This window comes from Micrococcus sp. R8502A1 (assembly GCF_006704135.1).
GTDB lineage: Bacteria > Actinomycetota > Actinomycetes > Actinomycetales > Micrococcaceae > Micrococcus > Micrococcus luteus.
This window is the reverse complement of the sequence record NZ_VIGS01000017.1, coordinates 24,340-42,989: the sequence shown is the minus strand read 5'-3', so window position 1 is coordinate 42,989 and position 18,650 is coordinate 24,340. Positions and strand designations below refer to the sequence as shown.

14 protein-coding genes, 1 pseudogene and 1 riboswitch are annotated in these 18,650 nt (G+C 74.2%); of the genes and pseudogenes, 6 read left to right on the top strand and 9 right to left on the bottom strand.

The genetic code is table 11. The features are described from left to right. Window positions 1-15 precede the first annotated feature (15 nt). The 3 genes from FLM69_RS05205 to FLM69_RS05195 all read right to left on the bottom strand — a co-directional run bounded on the left by FLM69_RS05205 (window position 16) and on the right by FLM69_RS05195 (window position 3,949). On the bottom strand, window positions 16-1,833 hold the full coding sequence (locus FLM69_RS05205; protein WP_255502726.1) for a carboxyltransferase domain-containing protein: 1,818 nt from the start codon (window positions 1,831-1,833) through the stop codon (window positions 16-18). Beyond that, window positions 1,830-2,597 (bottom strand): LamB/YcsF family protein, encoded by a 768-nt coding sequence (locus FLM69_RS05200; protein WP_061867671.1) that lies wholly within the window; start codon window positions 2,595-2,597, stop codon window positions 1,830-1,832. The genes FLM69_RS05205 and FLM69_RS05200 overlap by 4 nt, the downstream gene beginning before the upstream one ends. 200 nt (window positions 2,598-2,797) lie before the next feature. Further along, window positions 2,798-3,949, bottom strand: a complete 1,152-nt coding sequence (locus FLM69_RS05195) for a glutathione S-transferase family protein (protein WP_141843347.1) — start codon at window positions 3,947-3,949, stop codon at window positions 2,798-2,800. Between the two features lie 12 nt (window positions 3,950-3,961). Between FLM69_RS05195 and FLM69_RS05190 the strand changes: the two genes are divergently transcribed. Both FLM69_RS05190 and FLM69_RS05185 read left to right on the top strand, forming a co-directional pair. After that, window positions 3,962-4,777, top strand: a complete 816-nt coding sequence (locus FLM69_RS05190; RefSeq protein WP_098094332.1) for an MBL fold metallo-hydrolase — start codon at window positions 3,962-3,964, stop codon at window positions 4,775-4,777. 72 nt (window positions 4,778-4,849) lie between these two features. Further along, the gene (locus FLM69_RS05185; RefSeq protein WP_141843345.1) at window positions 4,850-5,386 is read left to right on the top strand and encodes a universal stress protein; all 537 of its coding nucleotides are present in this window, start codon (window positions 4,850-4,852) and stop codon (window positions 5,384-5,386) included. 16 nt (window positions 5,387-5,402) lie between these two features. On the opposite strand, the gene FLM69_RS05180 is transcribed toward FLM69_RS05185, so the two are convergent. Then, window positions 5,403-6,980 carry a mechanosensitive ion channel family protein gene (locus tag FLM69_RS05180; protein ID WP_250161667.1) on the bottom strand — a complete coding sequence of 526 codons (1,578 nt, stop codon included), beginning with the start codon at window positions 6,978-6,980 and terminating at the stop codon, window positions 5,403-5,405. Between the two features lie 134 nt (window positions 6,981-7,114). On the opposite strand from FLM69_RS05180, the gene hisD reads away from it, so the two are divergent. Together hisD and FLM69_RS05170 are read left to right on the top strand one after the other, a co-directional pair. Beyond that, a complete protein-coding gene (gene hisD / locus FLM69_RS05175; RefSeq protein WP_135040549.1) occupies window positions 7,115-8,431 on the top strand; it encodes a histidinol dehydrogenase in 1,317 nt (438 codons plus the stop codon). A 10-nt stretch (window positions 8,432-8,441) separates the two neighbouring features. Continuing rightward, window positions 8,442-8,809: pseudogene (locus tag FLM69_RS05170) on the top strand (RNA-binding S4 domain-containing protein). 47 nt (window positions 8,810-8,856) lie between these two features. On the opposite strand, the gene FLM69_RS11525 reads toward FLM69_RS05170, so the two are convergent. Beyond that, window positions 8,857-9,471 (bottom strand): hypothetical protein, encoded by a 615-nt coding sequence (locus tag FLM69_RS11525; RefSeq protein ID WP_225941377.1) that lies wholly within the window; start codon window positions 9,469-9,471, stop codon window positions 8,857-8,859. Window positions 9,472-9,663: 192 nt separating this feature from the next. After that, window positions 9,664-9,783, top strand: a riboswitch (SAM riboswitch). Window positions 9,784-9,856: 73 nt separating this feature from the next. Here FLM69_RS11525 and FLM69_RS05155 point away from each other — a divergent pair. Both FLM69_RS05155 and FLM69_RS05150 read left to right on the top strand, forming a co-directional pair. Next, complete coding sequence (locus tag FLM69_RS05155) at window positions 9,857-10,381, top strand: flavin reductase family protein (protein WP_061867666.1); 525 nt, start codon at window positions 9,857-9,859, stop codon at window positions 10,379-10,381. Window positions 10,382-10,619: 238 nt separating this feature from the next. Further along, window positions 10,620-10,823: a cold-shock protein gene (locus FLM69_RS05150; RefSeq protein ID WP_020628179.1), complete on the top strand. Its 204-nt coding sequence runs from the start codon at window positions 10,620-10,622 to the stop codon at window positions 10,821-10,823. Between the two features lie 214 nt (window positions 10,824-11,037). Here the strand turns inward: FLM69_RS05150 and FLM69_RS05145 are convergent, their stop codons facing one another. From FLM69_RS05145 to FLM69_RS05130, 4 genes are all read right to left on the bottom strand, one after another. Beyond that, window positions 11,038-12,258 (bottom strand): MFS transporter, encoded by a 1,221-nt coding sequence (locus FLM69_RS05145; protein WP_141843343.1) that lies wholly within the window; start codon window positions 12,256-12,258, stop codon window positions 11,038-11,040. 116 nt (window positions 12,259-12,374) lie between these two features. Beyond that, complete coding sequence (locus tag FLM69_RS05140) at window positions 12,375-14,369, bottom strand: FMN-binding glutamate synthase family protein (RefSeq protein WP_181743486.1); 1,995 nt, start codon at window positions 14,367-14,369, stop codon at window positions 12,375-12,377. 31 nt (window positions 14,370-14,400) lie between these two features. Continuing rightward, window positions 14,401-14,982, bottom strand: coding sequence for a thioesterase family protein (locus FLM69_RS05135; protein WP_141843338.1), 582 nt, complete (start codon window positions 14,980-14,982; stop codon window positions 14,401-14,403). Between the two features lie 19 nt (window positions 14,983-15,001). After that, a complete protein-coding gene (locus tag FLM69_RS05130; protein WP_141843337.1) occupies window positions 15,002-18,646 on the bottom strand; it encodes a bifunctional proline dehydrogenase/L-glutamate gamma-semialdehyde dehydrogenase in 3,645 nt (1,214 codons plus the stop codon). Between the last annotated feature and the right edge of the window lie 4 nt (window positions 18,647-18,650).

Below are 18,650 nucleotides of genomic sequence, written 5' to 3'. Positions count from 1 at the left end.
AGAGCCGTATTTTCCTCACGCGAAGCCCGGTCTCCGATATCTCGCTGCCTCTCGTGGGCATGGAGGTGAAAATAGGAGACAGGTCTCCTCGGAGGGCGATGCGGAGTCGACGCCGGTCTCGGCGCCGGGGCGGGGATGGGGGACGAAGCGGACGCGGGCGCCCGGCGGCAGCTGGGCCGCCAGGCTGAGGTCCGCGCGGGCCACGACGCCGATCACCGGGTAGCCGCCGGTGACCGGATGGTCGGAGAGGAACAGGACGGGCTCACCCGAGGGCGGCACCTGCAGCGCGCCGCGCACGGCGCCCTCGGACTTCAGCTCGCCCTCGCGCACGCGCTCGAGCGGCGCGCCGCCGTCGGGGGCCGTGAGGCGCACGCCGATCCGGTCGGTCTGCTGGCTCACGTCCCAGTCCTGCGTGAAGAGGCGCTCCAGGCCCGCCTCCCCGAACCAGTCGTCGCGGGGGCCGGGGACCACGCGCAGCACGGCCACCTGGCCGGGCGCGGGCATGGGGCGCAGCGAGGTCTCCGGGTCCCCCACCATCACGACGCCGGCCTCCTCCGAGGCGGGGGCGCCGGCGGCGGTCGGGCTCGCGGCCGAGGCGCCGGCGGCGCCCCTCGCATCCGGGCCGACACGGCGGGCGAGGCGGTCCCCCGCCGTCAGCGGGGCGGGGCCGAGACCGGACAGGGTGTCGGTCGAGCGGCTGCCGAGCACGGGCGGCACGTCGAGCCCGCCCCGGAGGCCCACGTACACGCGCAGGCCGCCGACCGGCTCGTCCACCGTCAGCGTCTGGCCGTCCAGCACGACGAACGGGCTGCGGGCGGGCACCCGGCGCGCGGCGCCGTCGGCCGCGGTGATCGTCCCGCCGGCCTCGGCGCCGGCCAGGGCCATCACCTGGTGGCCGTGCGCGGTGAGGGTGAGGCCGCCCAGGACGGTCTCCAGCACCGCCTCACGTGAGCGGTTGCCCACGAGCCGGTTCGCCTGGCGTGCCGCGTCCCGGTCGGCCGCGCCGGACGCGACGACGCCGAGGTCGCCCAGGCCCGGGCGGCCCAGGTCCTGGACCAGGGTCAGGAGCCCCGGGTCCACGACGGTGACGCCGCGGCGGCCGGCCACGGACGGGAGGCCGGCCGCGGCGTCGGCGGGCGGGGTGGCGTCGACCGCCGCGTCCGTGCCGGAGGTGACGGACGCCGTCGGGCGCACGGGGACGTAGCGGACACGGTCGCCGGGCTGCAGCAGGGCGGGCTGCTCGCGGCCGAGGTCCCACAGGGCCGCGGTGGTGTGCCCGAGGAGCTGCCAGCCGCCGGGCGAGGTGCGCGGGTAGACGGCGGAGAAGGCCCCGGCGACGGCGACGGCGCCCGCGGGGACGGCCGTGCGGGGCGAGCTGCGACGGGGCGCCTCGAACGGGGCCGCCTCGGAGGCGCAGTACATGAACCCCGGCGCGAAGCCGCCGAACGCGGCGAACCAGTCGGCCTCGCTGTGGGCCCGGATGACGCCGTCGACGCCGAGCCCGGTGAGCCGGCCGACCTCGGCGAGGTCCTCACCGTCGTAGACCACGGGGATCTCGACGACGCGGCCCCCCGTCAGCTCACCGGCGTCCGGGGTGACGGTGCTGACCCGCGGTGCGGCGTGCTCGGCGGCGGCCTGCGAGGTGAGGGTCACCAGGACGGTCGCGGCGGCGGCCATGACCTGGCGCTGGCCGCGCTCCGGGTGGGCCGTGAGGTGGGCGTGGACGGCCATGACGTCCTCGAGCGAGGCGCACTCGACGAGGAAGCCCTGCGTGCCGACCCAGCGGATCGCGCGGGCCGGCGGTGTGGCGGCGGGGTGACGTGGGGCGCTCATGCGAAGGCCTTGATGGACACGCCCGCGCCCTCGAGCGCGCGGCGCACGGCCGCGGCCATGGCCACGGCGCCGGGCGTGTCGCCGTGCAGGCAGATGCTCTCGGCGTCGACGCGCACGTCCGTGCCGTCCACCGCCGCGACGACGCCCTCGGTGGCCAGGCGCACCATGCGGGCGGCGACGGCGTCCTCGTCGTGGAGGACCGCGCCGGGCTCGCGGCGGGAGACCAGCGTGCCGTCCGGGTTGTAGCCGCGGTCAGCGAAGGCCTCGGCGACGCCGCGCAGCCCCGCGGCGGCGGCCTTGTCCAGGGCGACGGAGCCGGGCAGGAGCAGCAGCGGGAGGTCGGAGCCGAACGCCTTGACGCCGTCGACGACGGCCTGGGCGTGCGCCTCGTGACGGACGATCGTGTTGTAGAGGGCACCGTGCGGCTTCACGTAGCGGACCCGGCCGCCGGCCGCGCGGGCGAGCGCGTCGAGGGCGCCGATCTGGTAGAGGACGTCGTCGGCCAGCTCGGTGGGCGTGCAGTCCAGGAAGCGGCGGCCGAAGCCGGCGAGGTCGCGGTAGCCCACGTGCGCGCCGATCGTGACGCCTGCGGCGACCGCGTCACGGCAGGTCTGGGCGATCCCCGAGGGATCGCCCGCGTGGAAGCCGCACGCGACGTTGGCGGAGGAGACGGAGGGCATGATGGCGGCGTCGTCCCCCATCGTCCACGAGCCGAAGGACTCGCCGACGTCGGAGTTCAGGTCGATCTGCGGCGCGTGAGACACAGTGCAGTCCTCTCGGATCGGGCCCGGCTGAGGTGCCGGTCACACAATCTTGAGGCATGAGGGGGGATTGTTCAACAATCCCCGGCGCGCCTCCCTGGCGCCCACCCGCACCGCATGCCAACGCGGGTTGAGTTGTCGCGGGTGTCCCAGCCCGGGACCCGCGACAACTCAACCCGCGTTGCGGACCGGGCCGAGCGGCCTCACCGCAGCGGCGTGTGCTCCGGGTCCACGCGCTCGCCCTCGCGCACGGGCCCGGGTGCGGTGCCGCCGCCCCACGGGTCCCCGCCGAACGCCTCACGCCCGTGCTCGCTCAGCCAGCTCGCCAGCTCCGGGCCGGCGGGCACGATGCCCGTCGGGTTGATGTCCTCGTGCACCACGTAGTAGTGCTCCTTGATCTGCACGAAGTCGATCGTGTCGCCGAAGCCCGGGGTCTGGAACAGGTCGCGCGCGTAGCCCCACAGCGCCGGCATCTCGGTCAGCTTGTTCCGGTTGCACTTGAAGTGCCCGTGGTACACGGGGTCGAACCGCACCAGCGTGGTGAACAGCCGTACGTCGGCCTCGGTGATCCGCTCCCCCATCAGGAAGCGGCGCGTCGTCAGGCGCTCCTCGAGCCAGTCCATCGCGGTCCACAGCCGCTCGTACGCGGCGTCGTACGCCTCCTGCGAGCCCGCGAAGCCGCACCGGTACACGCCGTTGTTCACTTCGGTGAACACGCGCTCGATCACCTCGAACATCTCGTCCCGCTCCGGCCCGGCGTCGGGGATCAGCTGCGGGGCGCCGTCGCGGTGGAACGCGGTCCACTCCGTCGAGAGGTCGAGGGTGATCTGCGGGTAGTCGTTGGTCACGACGCCGCCCGTCGGCACGTCCACGATCGCCGGCACCGTGATGCCCCGCGGGTAGTCGGGGAACCGCGTGAGGTAGTTCTCCTGGATCCGCTCGGTGCCGAGCACGGGGTCCTTCCCGCCGGCGTCGAGGTCGAAGGTCCAGGAGCGCTCGTCGTGGGTCGGCCCCGGGGTGCCCAGCGAGATCGCGTCCTCCAGGCCGAGCAGGCGCCGCACGATGATCGTCCGGTTCGCCCACGGGCATGCCCGCGCCGCCACGAGCCGGTAGCGGCCCGCCTCAACGGGCCACGCCTCGGCCCCCTCGGTGAGCCCGCCGCCCACGCGGCCGACCGTGGACGGCTCGGCCACGGGCAGGACCCGCACGGCCTCCGGGTCCGCCACGATCCGGTCCGCGATGTAGTTCGTGTCCCGCGTGAACTCCGCCCCGGACTGCACGTAGTTGCCCTTGAGGCCCGCGCGCGTGTCGATGGTGCCGCGGTCCGCGGCCTGGCCGGTCTGCTGGTTCTCCATACACTCGAGCCTATGACGACGACCACCGCCACGCCCGGCTCCACGCCCGCCCCGCTGGTGCGCTGCGTGACCGCCCAGAACCCCTCCCCGATGACCCTCGCCGGCACCAACACGTACGTGGTCGCCGCACCGGACTCGGACGCGGCCGTCGTGGTGGACCCGGGCCCGGAGGACGACGTCGCCGCCCACCTCGAGCGCGTCCGCGCGGCGGCCGAGGGGCGCCGGATCGCGCTCATCCTGGTGACGCACCGGCACGCCGACCACACCGGCGGGGTGGACGCGTTCCACGCGGCCACGGGCGCCCCCGTGCGCGCCGCGGACCCGGACTGGTGCCGCGGCGGGGCCGCCGTCCTGACGCCGGACGAGCGGATCGACGCCGCCGGCACCCCGATGCTGGCGTGGCACACCCCGGGCCACACCTCGGACTCCTACTCGTTCGCCGTCCCGGACGCGGGCGCGCACGGGGCGGTCATCACGGGCGACACCATCCTCGGCTCGGGCACCACCATGCTCGACCACCCGGATGGCACCCTCACCGACTACCTGGCCAGCCTGCGCCGCCTCGAGGCGGCGGGCCCGCTCACGGTGCTGCCCGCGCACGGGCCCGTGCCGGAGCCGCTCGACGTCGTCGCCCGCGACTACCGGCACCACCGCGAGGGCCGCCTGGAGCAGATCCGCGCCGCCCTGGCCGCGCTGCCCGAGACCGAGGCGGCGACGATCACGCCCGAGGACCTGGCCCCGCGCATCTACCCCGGCCTCACCGGCACCGTGGCCCGCGTGGCCGTCCAGACGGTGGCCGCGCACCTGCGCCACCTGCGCGAGGACTGAGCCCCTCCGCCGAGGGCCCGGCCCGCACTACGCTGACCTGAGACCCGTCCCTCGACCCAGCGGAGGCACCCCATGACCATCCTCGTCGGCTACGCCCCCTCGAAGGCCGCGGACGCCGCTCTGGACACCGCCCTGGACATCGCCCGCTCCACCGGCGAGCGCGTGGTGGTGGTCAACGCGGGCCCCGGCGGCGAGCACCGCACCAAGTCCCTGGTCACGGAGGAGCAGCAGCGCGGCGTGCAGGCCCGGTTGGACGCCTCCGGCGTGACGGCCGAGTTCCGCCAGTACGCACGCGGCCGGTCCACGGTGGAGGAGATGAAGGACGTGGCCGCGGAGCTGGACCCGTCCATCGTGGTCATCGGCGTGCGCCGCCGCGGCGGCTTCGGCCGGTTCGTCATGGGTTCGGTCTCGGACGAGCTGCTGCAGGAGATCGATCAGCCCGTGCTGTGCGTGAAGGAGTACCGGCAGTACGGGGACCATACGCCCGAGGCCGTGAGCCACGTGGCCGAGACGGACCCGGCCGCTCACGGCCTGCCCGCGTCCGAGCCGATGGCCGAGCGGCGCCGGCTCACGCCCGTCGATCCCGAGGGCTCGACGCTCGAGCGCTGAGCGCTCCCGCCGGGCCTCAGTCCTCGTCGTCCTGACGGCGGCGCGTGACGGCGTCGTCGAGGAGGCCGTCCGTGTGGGAGCCGGCGCCGCTGCGCCGCCCGGCCTCGTCCGCCGCCGCGGCCTCCGCCGCCTGCTTGGCCTGCTGCGCGCGCCGCTCGGCGAACGCCTCCTCGCCCGGGCCGGCGAGTTCGCGGTTGCGCTGCACCGCCGTCATCGAGCCGGTGTACAGGCCGGAGTGGTCACCCACGCGGGTCAGCGGTGTGGTGAGGGTGTCCGGGCGTGGATCGGCGCCGTCGACGCGCGGCAGCGGCGCGGTGCGCGGGCGCGGCTCGCGGGCCGCCACCCCGGAGTCGTCCCGGCCCGGCTCGCCCGTCCGGTCGCCACCGCGGGCCTCCGCGTCGGAACCGTCGGAGGCGGGCGCCGCGTCGTCGTGGGCGGGGTGCCGGTCCACCATGCGCTGCACCACGATGCCCTCGGGGTGCTCGTGGCGCAGGAAGGCCACGAGGTCCTCGCGCACGAGGCAGCGCAGGTCCCAGAGGTCGCCGGAGTTGCGGGCGGAGACCACGGCGCGGATGCGCACGACGCCGCCGGTCGCGTCGGTCACCTGCAGCGCGTGCTCGCGCCCGTCCCACAGGTCCGTGGACTCGAGCAGCTGGGTGAGTCGTGCGCGCAGCGCGTCCATGGGCACGCGCCAGTCCACGTCCAGCTCCACGACGCCGGAGACCTCGGCGCCCACCCGCGTCCAGTTCTCGAACGGCTGGGTGGTGAAGTGCGAGGACGGGTAGACCATGCGGCGGCCGTCCCAGAGCTTGAGCACCACGTTGGACAGGGTGATCTCCTCGACGGTGCCGAACACGCCCTCCGTGTCCACCACGTCGCCCACCCGGATCGCGTCCGTGAAGGCGAGCTGGAATCCGGCGAACACGTTGGTCAGCGTGGACTGCACGGCCAGGCCGGCGATCACCGAGATCACGCCGGCGGAGGCGAGCAGGCCGGCCCCGAGCGAGCGCACCTCGGGCACCCCCAGCAGGACCACGGCGACGGCCACCACCACGATCACCGCGTTGAGGATGCGCCGGATCAGGATGGTCTGCGTGCGGATGCGTCGCTCGCGGCGGTGCTCGACGCCGGTCTCCTGGTAGCGGCCGAGGATCCCCTCCTCGATCACGCCGACCAGGCGCCACGCAGCCCACGCGCCCGCCGCGGCCACGGCGATGAGCAAGAGGAACGACGCCGGCCGGTACCAGGTCTGCTCCTCGGCCATGACCCCGAGCCAGATCCGGGAGGCCAGCAGGCCGGCGGCGACGGCGGCCGGCAGGCTCAGCCGGGCGGCGCCGTGCTGGAACGCGGGGCGGCGCACGAGCACGACGCGCGCCACCTGCAGGGCCAGGTACACGACCGCCGCGCCGATCGCGAACGCCATCAGCACGGTCAGCAGCGTCCCCCATTCCACGCCGAAGGCCCGGGTGGTGGCGGCCGCCCCGTCCTGGATGTCCCCCTCCACCCCGGACGGCACGGTCTCGCCCGCCAGGAGGCGGTCCAGGGCGGTCAGCAGGGGCGGGGTCGCGAGGGCGGGCAGGACGGGGAGGACCATGACGACAGTCTGACACCCGCCCCCCGACGCACCCCGGAGAAGAGCACAATGGAGCCTGACCGTCCGCGCGGTCCGGGCCCGGCCGTCGTCGTGCCCCGTCCCGCCGGCCCGCCACCGCCCCTCTGGAGGAATCCGTGCTCTCCGTCACCGACCTGCGCCCGCTCGACACCGCCACCGCGGACCTGTCCCGCATCATCCCGCGAGCGAACGTGGACGTGTCCTCCGTGGTGCCGGTGGTCGCCCCGATCATCGAGCAGGTCCGCCACGGCGGCGAGCAGACCCTGCTGGAGCTGGCTGAGCGGTTCGACGGCGTCCGCCCGCCGGCCCTGCGCGTGCCCGCGGAGGCGCTCGAGGCCGCCCTGGCCGGGCTCGACCCGCGGGTGCGCGCCGCCCTGGAGGAGTCGATCCGCCGGGCCCGGCTCGTGCACGACGCCCAGCACCCCCAGGACTCCACGGTCGAGCTCGGCGAGGGCGCCGTCGTGGAGAACCACTGGATCCCCGTGGGCCGCGTGGGCCTGTACGTGCCCGGCGGCCGCGCCGTGTACCCCTCCTCGGTGGTGATGAACGTGGTGCCCGCGCAGGCCGCCGGCGTGGGGAGCCTCGCGGTGACCTCACCCCCGCAGCGGGACCACGGCGGCCTGCCCCACCCCACCGTGCTCGCCGCGTGTGCGCTGCTGGGCGTGGACGAGGTCTACGCGGCCGGCGGCGCCCAGGCCGTGGCCATGCTGGCGCACGGCGTCCAGGACGACGACGGCGGGTGGCTCTGCGCGCCCGTCGACCTGGTGACGGGGCCCGGCAACGTGTACGTGGCCGCCGCCAAGCGCGCGCTCCAGGGCGTGATCGGCGTGGACGCCGAGGCCGGGCCGAGCGAGATCGCCGTGATCGCGGACGGCACCGCCCGCGCCGACTGGGTGGCCGCGGACCTGATCAGCCAGTCCGAGCACGACCCGCTGGCCGCCTCCGTGCTCATCACCGATTCCGAGGACCTGCTCCGAGACGTGCAGGCGGCGATCGAGGCGCAGGTGCCCGGGGCGTTCCACGAGGATCAGATCCGCGAGGCCCTCACCGGCCCCCAGTCCGGCGTGCTGCTGGTGCGGGACATGGACCAGGCCGTGGAGGTCTCCGACCGCTACGCCACCGAGCACCTCGAGATCCAGACGCGCGACCCCGAGGCCCTCGTGGGGCGCATCCGCAACGCCGGCGCCGTGTTCGTGGGCCCGCACGCCCCCGTGCCGCTGGGCGACTACTCGGCCGGGTCCAACCACGTGCTCCCCACCTCGGGGACGGCCCGGCACTCCTCCGGTCTGAACACGGTGACGTTCCTGCGCCTGCAGCAGCGCATCCGCTACACGGAGACCGGGCTCAAGGAGGTCGCGGACGGGATCGGCGTGCTGGCCGAGGACGAGCGCCTGCCCGCGCACGGCGCCGCGATCCGCGCCCGCTTCGCGTGAGGGGGCGGGCGTGAGCGGCGTCCGCATCGACGCGTGGCTGTGGGCCGTGCGGCTGTACAAGACCCGGTCGGCGGCCACGGCGGCCGTACGCGCAGGCCACGTGCGCATCGACGGCGAGCCCGTGAAGGCGGCGACGCCCGTCGTCGTCGGGAACCGGGTGCGGGTGCGCCAGGACGGACGCGAGCGGATCCTCGAGGTCACGGGGCTGATCGCCAAGCGGGTGGGTGCCCCCGTGGCCCGGCAGCAGTATGTGGACCACTCCCCGCCGCCCGTGCCGCGTGAGCTGCTCGCGGTCCGTACCGCGAGCGCGGCGCGGGCCGGCCCACCAAGCGTGACCGCCGGCAGCTGGACGCGCTGCGCGGCCGCGACCGACGCTGAGCGACTCAGTCCTCCCCGCGCCGTCATCCGCCGTCGTGATGGCGGCCTCATGCGGAGGGTGCGGTCAGCACCATCCAGAACGGCTTGTCGTTGTCCACCGTGGCGGTGAACGTCATCGGCCCCGCCTCATCCACGGGGGGAGTCGCCGCCGACCAGCCGCCGCACAGCGCCTCCGACCCGGCCATCCAGGTCTTCGTTCCCCCGCCACCCCGTGAGGTCAGGATCTCCGTCTCACCGGTGGCATCCGAAGGACACAGCACGATGACCCGAAGGACCGCACCCTGTTGGGCGTCCACGGTGATCTGCTGTGTGCCCGTCCCGACCGCCTCCTCCAGGACGGACTCCTTCTCCGGGTCGAGATAGCCCGCATCCGGATGCCGGCGCGTGTACTCGACCAACGTCATCCCGTCCTCCTCGAACAGCGCGGCGGGGAGTGCTTCTTCACCGGCGGGTGACGACGCGGACGAACCGGTGGCGGAGGCCGACCGGGTTGCCGAGGGGGCCGCTGACGTCACGGTGACGGAGGACGCCGCAGCGGTGGATGCCTTCGCGGTGGAGGAGACGCTGCCCGGGGAAGCGGAGCATCCCGAGATGGCGATACCGAGGAGAGCCGCGACGACCACGGCGGCCGACAATGCCGCACGCTTCTTCTCGATGTCCATCCGCATGATCCGATCCCTCTCAGAGAACCGATTGCGGGGCCGCGGGCTGCGGTCTCGAGCCCCCCTCTCGAGTGGCTTGATCCTGGCTGGCGATGCACGGTGTGTCAAGCATCACATCGGGCAGCTCGGATGACGCCGCGCGACCGCCGCGCTTTGACCACCCCACGGACCCCTCCGTAGGCTGATCCCCAGAATCACGAGTTCCCGTCATTCACGGCCCTGGCCGGCGGGACGGCAACCCTCTCACGCAGTAGTGGGGTGCTCCAGGTGATGATTCGGCCCCTCGGACACCCCGACGGGCAAGTACCGCGCCTCCGCGGATCCGGGCGATCCGCGTTCCCGCCGTCTGCGGAGCCGCGCCAGTCATCGGAAGAGGACGCGCGCCATGACCCTGACCCACGAACCCCACACCGCCGCGTGGGACACCGACCTGTCCCTCGGCAACCTCCGCTCCGGCCTCTCGGCATTCCCCACCGGGGTCGTCGCGCTGGCGGGCCTCGCCGACGACGTCCCCGAGGTGATGGTCTCCTCCTCCTTCGGCGTGGGCATCTCCTGGGAGCCGGCCCTCGTGTCCTTCTCCGCGCAGAACAGCTCCCGCACCTGGCCGCGCCTGCGCCGGGCCGGGTCGATCGGCGTCTCCCTGCTCGCAGCGGACCAGACGCCGCTGTGCCGTCAGCTGGCCGCCCGCGAGGGCGACCGCTTCGCCGGTCTCGACGTGCACCGCAGCCCGCACGACGCCCTGCTGATCGGGGGCTCCTCGCTCTGGCTCGAGACGCGGGTGCACGCCGAGGTCCCGGCGGGCGACCACACGGTGGTGCTGCTGGAGGTGACGGCCTTGGCGGATCACACGGACGCCGCTCCCCCGGCCGCCCTGCACCGCAATCTCTTCCACGGCCTGCGCGCGCTCTGAGCGAACTCCAGGTGAACAATCGGGCCCCTGGTTCCCGGTCGGCGAGATCCGTGCAATGATGGAGCCTGAAGTTGATCAAGCTGTATCCCGCCATCTTCACTGCTCGTCAGCCCGGCATCGCCGGCGTCGATGAGTGTTGGGCAAGCGGTTCAGTCTCGCCGCTTCACCCGCGTCCCACCTCCGGGCCGCGGTCCAACACCGCCACCGCACCGCGGGGGCACATCGAAAGGACACCATCATGGCTGTCGGTACTGTCAAGTGGTTCAACGCTGAGAAGGGCTACGGCTTCATCGCCCCCGAGGACAACTCCGCGGACGTGTTCGTGCACTTCTCCGCCATCCAGGGCGGGGGCTTCAAGGAGCTCCAGGAGAACGACCGCGTCGAGTTCGAGACCCAGGACGGCCCCAAGGGCCTCCAGGCCGCCAACGTGACGAAGCTCTGATCTTCGCCTGACGCACGGCTTCCGACGCCCCCGGTCCGCACGGACCGGGGGCGTCGTCGTGTGCGCTTCCGTGCGTCCCGCACGCCCGCGCACTGCGCCGCACTCCGCCGTACGCCCGTTCGACCGCGGCGCTGCGACATCACCGCAGGGCTGCACTGCGGTGATGTCGCTGAGGCGCGGTCCTCCGCGGTGGGTCTCGTCCTGGCCCTGCGCGTCAGGCCGCGCCCCGCCGGCCCACGTGGCGACGCAGCAGCAGCACCACGCCCAGGGCCAGCAGATACCCGGCCGCGACGACCGCGAAGCCGGCCCGGTAGTCGCCCGTGACGTCGCGCAGCACGCCCATCAGCAGCGGGCCCAGGGCGAAGCCGGCGTACATGCCCATCGAGTTCGCCCCGGTCGCACGGCCGAGCCGCTCGGCCGGCACCTCGCTCAGCAGGCCCGCGTTGATCACCACGTTGGCGCCCAGCACCGTCAGGCCGTGCACCGCGGCGCCCACCCACAGCAGGGCCGGCAGGTCCAGCAGGTCCGCGGCGAGGAACACCACGACGCCGGCCACGGCACCCAGGCAGATCACGGCCAGCAGGGTGGTGCGCCGGTCTCCGGCACTCATCCGCCGGCTCCACCCGATCCGGGAGAGCACCCCGACCACCCCGGACACGGCCGCCGCGGCGCCGCCGGCCACGAGCGTCATCCCCAGCGTCTCGACCGCGAAAAGCGGCAGGTACGTGTTCGTGGCCTGCATGCCCAGGCCGGTGAGGAACGCGATCGCCGCGAAGAACCAGACCGTGGCCGGCAGGGGCGAGGTGTCCCGCCGTCGTCGCCCGCCGACGGGGCCGGTGGCCGGCGGCGGCGCCCCGGGCAGCGGCGGGGCGGCGACCAGCGCGAGCACCCAGAGCGCCCCGATGAGCACCGCGGCCCCCAGCGCGGCGCCCGTCCAGCCGAGGGCGAGGGACGCGGCCGGGAAGAACAGGCCGCCGACCAGCTGCGCCGCCTGCACGCCGGACTGCTTCACCCCGACCCACCCGATGCGCCTCTCCGGCGGCACCACGGTCCGGATGATCCGGTTCGTGGTGGGGTTGGAGATGGCCTGCGTGACGCCCGCGACGGCGGCCGCCGCGTACAGCACGGGCAGGGACGGGGCGACGGCGCCGAGCACGAGCGCCGCGGCGGTGCCACCGAAGATGATGCTCAGCTGTGCGCGGGCGGACAGGCGGTCGGCAGCCCAGCCGAGGCCGAGCGAGGTGACGGCGGCCGCCGCGAACACGACCGTCATCACGGTGCCGAGCTGGCCCGAGGTGACGTCGAGCCGCTCCATCACGACCGTGGAGGAGGCGGAGACGCCGTAGTTGAACAGGGGCCCGGCGCCCATGGCCGCCAGCAGCACCCACAGCAGGGCCGCGGACGGGCGGCGAGCGGCGGGGGCGGGCGGGGTCACGGCCCCAGGCTACGACCCCTCACGCGACGAGGCGGGAAATCTCTCTCATGGGCGCCCGGGGGCGTCGTGTGAGGTGGATTTCCCGCCTCGAAAGCGGTGGTGACTGCGGGGACGGGTCAGCCGACGCGGCCCTCGCCGCGGTGCTCGCCCTCCACGCGGCCGGTGGTCCCCCGCTGGGTGACCTCCTCGCCGTCCTGGCGCTCGGGCCGCTCGCCGGCCTCCGCCGGCAGGCCCTCGTTCTCGTCGGTGGGCGTCTCGCCGGCGGTGGCGGCGGGTGCCGGGTCCTGCGGGGCGCGACGACGGCCGCCGTGCGGGGACAGCGACTCGCCCTCACCCAGCGAGCTGACGCGCGGCATTGGCGACGTGGTCAGCGGCACGGACTCGGTCCGCCGGGCGTCGACCAGCGTGGAGCCCGTCCCGGAGATGGGCGAGCCCTGCACGGGGGCGCCGCCCGCCTCACGGCCCGGGATCAGCAGCTCGGAGCGCCACTCGGGGTCACGCTCGGTGAGGTAGTCCACGCGGGCGTGCTCGCCGAAGTGGTCCGCGTCCGCCTCCTCCCAGTCCATGGCCCAGCCGGCCGGCGGGTCGTTGAGGAGCTCGTCCGTGCGCAGCCAGTGGTAGATGGACGCGTACGAGCGGGTGCTCAGGTGGTCCACGCGGCGGCGCAGCATGCGGGTGTTCAGCTGGGACGGATGCGTCAGACCCATGGACGCCATGATCTGCACGGCCTCGCGCACGGTCAGGCGGTGGTAGTTGAAGACGCGGTTGCCCTTGTCCTCCACGTCGAGGGCGCGCATCAGACGCGGGTCCTGCGTGGCCACCCCCACGGGGCACTCGTTCGTGTGGCACTTCTGCGCCTGGATGCACCCGGTGGCCATCATCATCGCGCGGGCGGACATGGTGAAGTCCGCGCCCTGGATCAGACGCCTGACGATGTCCGAACCGGTGGCGACCTTGCCGGCCGCGCCGAGCTTGATCATGTGGCGCAGGCCGGTGCCCACGAGCGCGTTGTGCACGAGCATGAGGCCCTCGGTCAGCGGGGTGCCCACGCGGTCCGAGTACTCGAGCGGGGCGGCGCCGGTGCCGCCCTCGGAGCCGTCCACGATGATGAAGTCGGGGGCGATCCGCTCCTCCCAGATGGCCTTGGTCATGGCCAGCACGTCCACGCGGGAGCCCACGCAGAACTTGATGCCGATCGGCTTGCCGTCCGAGAGCTCGCGGAGCTGCTCGATGAACCTGACCATCTCGCGCGGGGTGCGGAACGCCGAGTGGGACGCCGGGGACAGGCAGTCCCTGTCCATCGGGATCTCACGGGCCTCGGCGATCTCGGGGGAGATCTTCTCCTTGGGCAGCATGCCGCCCAGGCCGGGCTTCGCGCCCTGGGAGATCTTGATGGTGATGCCCTTGACCTCCGGCAGCAGCGCCTTCTCGGCGAACTTCTCCGGACTGAAGGTGCCGTCCTCGTTGCGGCAGCCGAAGTAGCCGGAGCCGATCTCCCAGAACAGGTCCGCGCCGTTGCCGCGGTGGTACTTGGTGAGGCCGCCCTCGCCGGTCTCGTGGATGAACCCGCCCAGGCCGGCGCCCTTGTTCATGGCGATCACGGCGTTGGCGGAGAGGGAGCCGAAGGACATGGAGGAGATGTTCATCAGCGAGATGTCCACGGGCCGGCGGCAGTCCGGGCCGCCGATCCGCACCGTGGGGGGCTCCTCCGGCGGGTTGACCGGGGCGGTGGAGTGCAACAGGAACTCGTAGCCGATCTCCGAGGTGTCCCGCTCGGTGCCGAACGCCTTGTGGCTGTCCAGTCCCTTCGCACGGGCGTAGACGATCGAGCGGGTGTCCCGGTCGAACGGCTTGCCGTCGAAGTTGCGCTCGATGAAGTACTGCTGGATCTCGGGGCGGATCGACTCCAGCAGGTACCGCATGTGGCCGAGCACGGGATAGTTGCGGAGGATCGCGTGCCGCTTCTGGGTCATGTCCCACACGGCGAGCACGAGCAGCGCCACCAGGAGGACCGCCAGCACCCACCACGCGCCGCCGCCGATGGCGGCCACCAGCACGACGACGAGCGCGGCCAGCGAGAGGGTCGCGACGATCAGGAGTCTGTTGTTCACCCGACCATCGTGCCCTATATCACTCGAACGTTCATCCTCGCCGCACTGTGTCGAGGTCCCACGCGTGGGGCAGGGGCGTCCGTGACGACGGCAGGGCCACGCTGCGCCGCCACTCGTGCAGCCACTCCGGCAGCGTCGGCTCCCCCGCGAGGTCGTGGCCGGCCGCCGCCGCGATCGCCCGGACCTCGTCGTTCTCCACGGGGCGGCCGTCCTTCTTGCGCAGGCGCGTGCAGATGTACGCGCGCACCGCGACGTCGCCGTCGACCACCACGCGCTGCTCGAACCACACCGCGCGCTCGTCCAGGCCGATCAGCCGCGTCTCCACGTCGAACCGCTGCCCCAGGGTCACGGAGCGGCGGAACGCGATCTGCTCGGCCTGCACCACGGGCGTCCAGCCGCGACGGCGAATCTCGTCCCACAGGCCGGTGCGGACCATCGCGTCGAAGCGGCCGAGGTCGAACAGCCCGAAGTACTGGCCGTTGTTGACGTGCAGGGCGATGTCCACGTCCGTGGGCAGGGCGCGCATCGGCAGCGTCGTCGGCTCCCAGAGCCCGACGCGCGGGCGGCGGCGGGCGCGGGCGACGACCCAGAGCGTGCGGGGGATCAGGTGCATCGGAGGTTCCTCCTCGGGGTCACAGGACCCCCTCGGTCAGATGGTCCGGCGTGCCGAACCGGTGGGCGGTCACGGACACGGCCTGTTCGTGCAGGAACGGCAGCAGCTCCACCTCGCCGGCGCTCACCACGGGGCCAGCGTAGACCGCCACGTCGGGGGTGTCGCCGAGCGCCGCGTGGAGCGCGCTCCGCGCCGCCTCGGCCGCCTCCCGGTCGCCGGTCCAGTCGGCGACGAGCCGGATCCGTGCGTCGCCGCCGCCCTCCGCCGCGGGCGGGATGAGGGCCAGCCGCCGGGCGCGGTCGTGGAACGCGGCGTCGTCCTCGACGACGACGTCCACCGGCGCGGCCGTGCCGGCACCCTCCGTGCGGACGGACCGGACCAGCTCCTCCACCCGGCCGCGCACGGCCTCGGCCGAGAGTCCGTCCGCGTCGGGGCCCTCCGCGGTGGGGGTCGGGCCCAGGCTCACGGTCATGGGCGCCCCGGCGCGCAGACCGGCGGAGACGATGCGCAGCAGGTGGTCGGCGGGCCCCGAGTGCCGGCGCACGAGGACCGGGGTGGGGACGTGACGCAGCACGTTCCGCTCGGCCTCGAGCGCGGAGACGTCCGTGGCCACCCCGAACTCGGTGGTCCACGCGTGGGTGTCGAGGGCGCGGGCGGTCTCGAGCCAGGACGCGCCCGCACCGTCGGCCTCGGACCCGGGCCGTCCCTCTCCCCCGGCCCACGTGGGCGCGTCCTCCCAGTCCACGAGGCCGTGCAGGTAGTGCGGCCCGCCGGCCTTCGTGGTGGGGCCGACGACGGAACGCTTCCAGCCGCCGAAGGGCTGGCGGCGCACGATGGCCCCGGTGATGCCGCGGTTCACGTAGAGGTTGCCGGCGCGCACGCCGCGCAGCCACACGTCGATCTCCTCCCGGTCCAGCGAGTGCAGCCCGGAGGTGAGGCCGTAGTCCACGGCGTTCACGATCCCGATGGCCTCCTCGAGCGTCTCGGCCGTCATCACGGCCAGCACGGGGCCGAAGTACTCGGTGAGGTGGGCGTCGGCGCCGGGACGCACGCCGGAGCGGATGCCCGGGCTCCACAGGCGACCCGTCTCGTCCAGCTGCCGCGGACGCAGGGCCCACCGCTCCCCCGGGCCGAGCTCGGTGAGCCCGCGGCGCAGCTTCTCGCCGGGGGCCTCGATCACGGGGCCCATCTCGGCGCGCGGGTCCGCGGGGTGCGCCACGTGCAGGGACGAGGCGGCGTCCAGCAGCTGCCGGTGGAAGCGCTCGGAGGTGGCCACGGAGCCGACGAGCACCACGAGGGAGGACGCCGAGCACTTCTGGCCGGCGTGACCGAACGCGGACTGGACCACGTCCTTCGTGGCCAGGTCCAGATCCGCGGACGGGGTCACGATCACGGCGTTCTTGCCGGAGGTCTCGGCGAGCAGGTGCAGGTCGGGGCGCATCCCCTTGAACAGCCGTGCGGTGTCCCAGCTGCCGGTGAGGATGAGCCGCTCGACGGCCGGGTCGGTCACGAGCGCCGCGCCGACCTCCGCCTCGTCCTCGTCCGCCAGCGTCACCAGGCGCACGAGGTCCGCGGGGTCGTGCCCGGCCAGCGGGCCGCCGTCGTCGAACAGCCCCGAGTCCCGCAGCCCGGCCACGATCAGCTCCCACGCGACCGCGCCCGTCCGCTCGGACTGCGGGGCCGGCTTGAACACCACGGGCGAGCCGGCGCCGAGCGCGGCGAGGACGCCCCCGACCGGGATGGCCACGGGGAAGTTCCACGGCGGGATCACCAGGGTCAGGCGGACGGGCACGGCGCGAGCGCCCTCCACCGCGTCCAGACCGCGGGCCAGGCGCGCGTAGTAGTGCGCGAAGTCCACGGCCTCGGAGACCTCGGGGTCGCCCTGGTCCAGGGTCTTGCCGGTCTCGGCGGCGGCCACCTCCAGCAGGCGGGCCCGGCCGGCGTGCAGGGCCCGTCCGACGGCGTCCAGCGCGTCGGCGCGCTCGTGGCCGGTGAGCGCGCCCCAGCGGGCGCCGGGGTGGGCGGTGGCGGCGATGGCGGCGCGGGCGTCGTCGGCCGTGGTGGCGCGGTGGGCGCGGACGGTGTCCGTCCCGAGGTCCGAGCCCGGGACGGCCGCGAGGATCCGGCGGGCCCACTCCCGGTTGCCGGGCAGCGCGGGGTCCGTGTCCGGGGTGTTGGCGAAGCCGTCCACGGGGGCGGGGGTCGGCCCGTCCTCCCCGCGGGACCGGTCCTGGAGGCGGTTCGGACGGGGCACGGCCGCGTCCAGGTGGCGCAGCGAGGCGCGGAAGCGCTCCTCCTCGCGGGCGAACAGGTCCGCGTCCGCGTCCAGGTCGAACACGGCGGACATGAAGTTCTCCGGGGAGGCGCCCTCCTCGAGGCGGCGCACGAGGTAGGAGATCGCCACGTCGAACTCCTCGGGCCGCACCACGGGCGTGTAGAGCAGCAGGGCGCCGACGTCGGCCCGGACGGCGGCGGCCTGGCCGGTGGCCATGCCGAGCAGCATCTCGAACTCCACCGCGGCCGGGTCGAGCCCGCGGCGCTCGATCAGCCGGTGGGCCAGGGCGACGTCGAAGAGGTTGTGCCCGGCCACGCCGATGCGCACGTGGGCCAGATGCTCCGGGGTGAGCGCGTAGTTGAGCACGCGCTTGTAGTTGGTGTCCGCCTCCTGCTTCGAGCCCACCGTGGCCAGCGGCCAGCCCGTCAGGGAGGCCTGCATCCGCTCCATGGGCAGGTTGGCGCCCTTGACCACGCGCACCTTGACCGGGGCGCCGCCGGCGGCGACGCGGCGCGCGGCCCACTCCTGCAGGCGCACCATGGCCGCGAGCGCGTCCGGCAGGTAGGCCTGCAGCACGATGCCGGCCTCGTAGTCGCGCAGGCCCGGCTGCTCGAGCAGGGCGGTGAACACGTTGAGCGTGAGGTCGAGGTCGCGGTACTCCTCCATATCCAGGTTGATGAAGGTGTCCCGATCCCGGGCGAGCTCGAACAGCGGGGTGAGCCGCTCGGTGATGTCCGCGACGGCCTCGTCGAACGCGTAGGGCGCGTGCGGGGCGGTGGCGGCGGAGACCTTCACGGACACGTAGTCGACGTCGTCGCGGCGGATCAGCGCGGCGATGCCCTCGAGCCGGCGATCCGCCTCGCCCTGGCCGAGGATCGCCTCGCCCAGCAGGTTGATGTTCAGCCGGGTGCCCTCGTCGCGCAGGGCCGCGATGGCCTTGCCGAGCTGTCGGTCCCGCGCGTCGACGATCAGGTGGGAGACCATGTGCCGCAGCACGCCGCGGGCCGTGGGGACGGCGATGCGCGGCACGAGCGGGGCGGCGCGGCCGCCGACGCCGAGGACGGCGCGCAGTGCCGGGGGCAGGAAGCCGGGGGCGCGGCCGGCGAGCTCCCGCAGCGCCCGGGCGGCGATCGCGGGGTCCTCGGGGCGGACCACGTGGTCCACGAAGCGCACGATGAAGTCGAGGCCGCCCGGCTCCTTCAGGGCGCCCGCCAGCTGGCGGGCCGCGAAGTCGGCCTCATGGTCGCGGGACGCGGCGAGCCAGCGCCGCACCTGCGCGACGGCGTCATCGGCGAGGGCGTGCAGGTCGGCGGGGTCGGGGATCCCGCCGGTCGCGCCGAGGACCCGGTCGAGATCGTCATGGTCCTGGGCGGAGAACATCGCGGTCATGGCC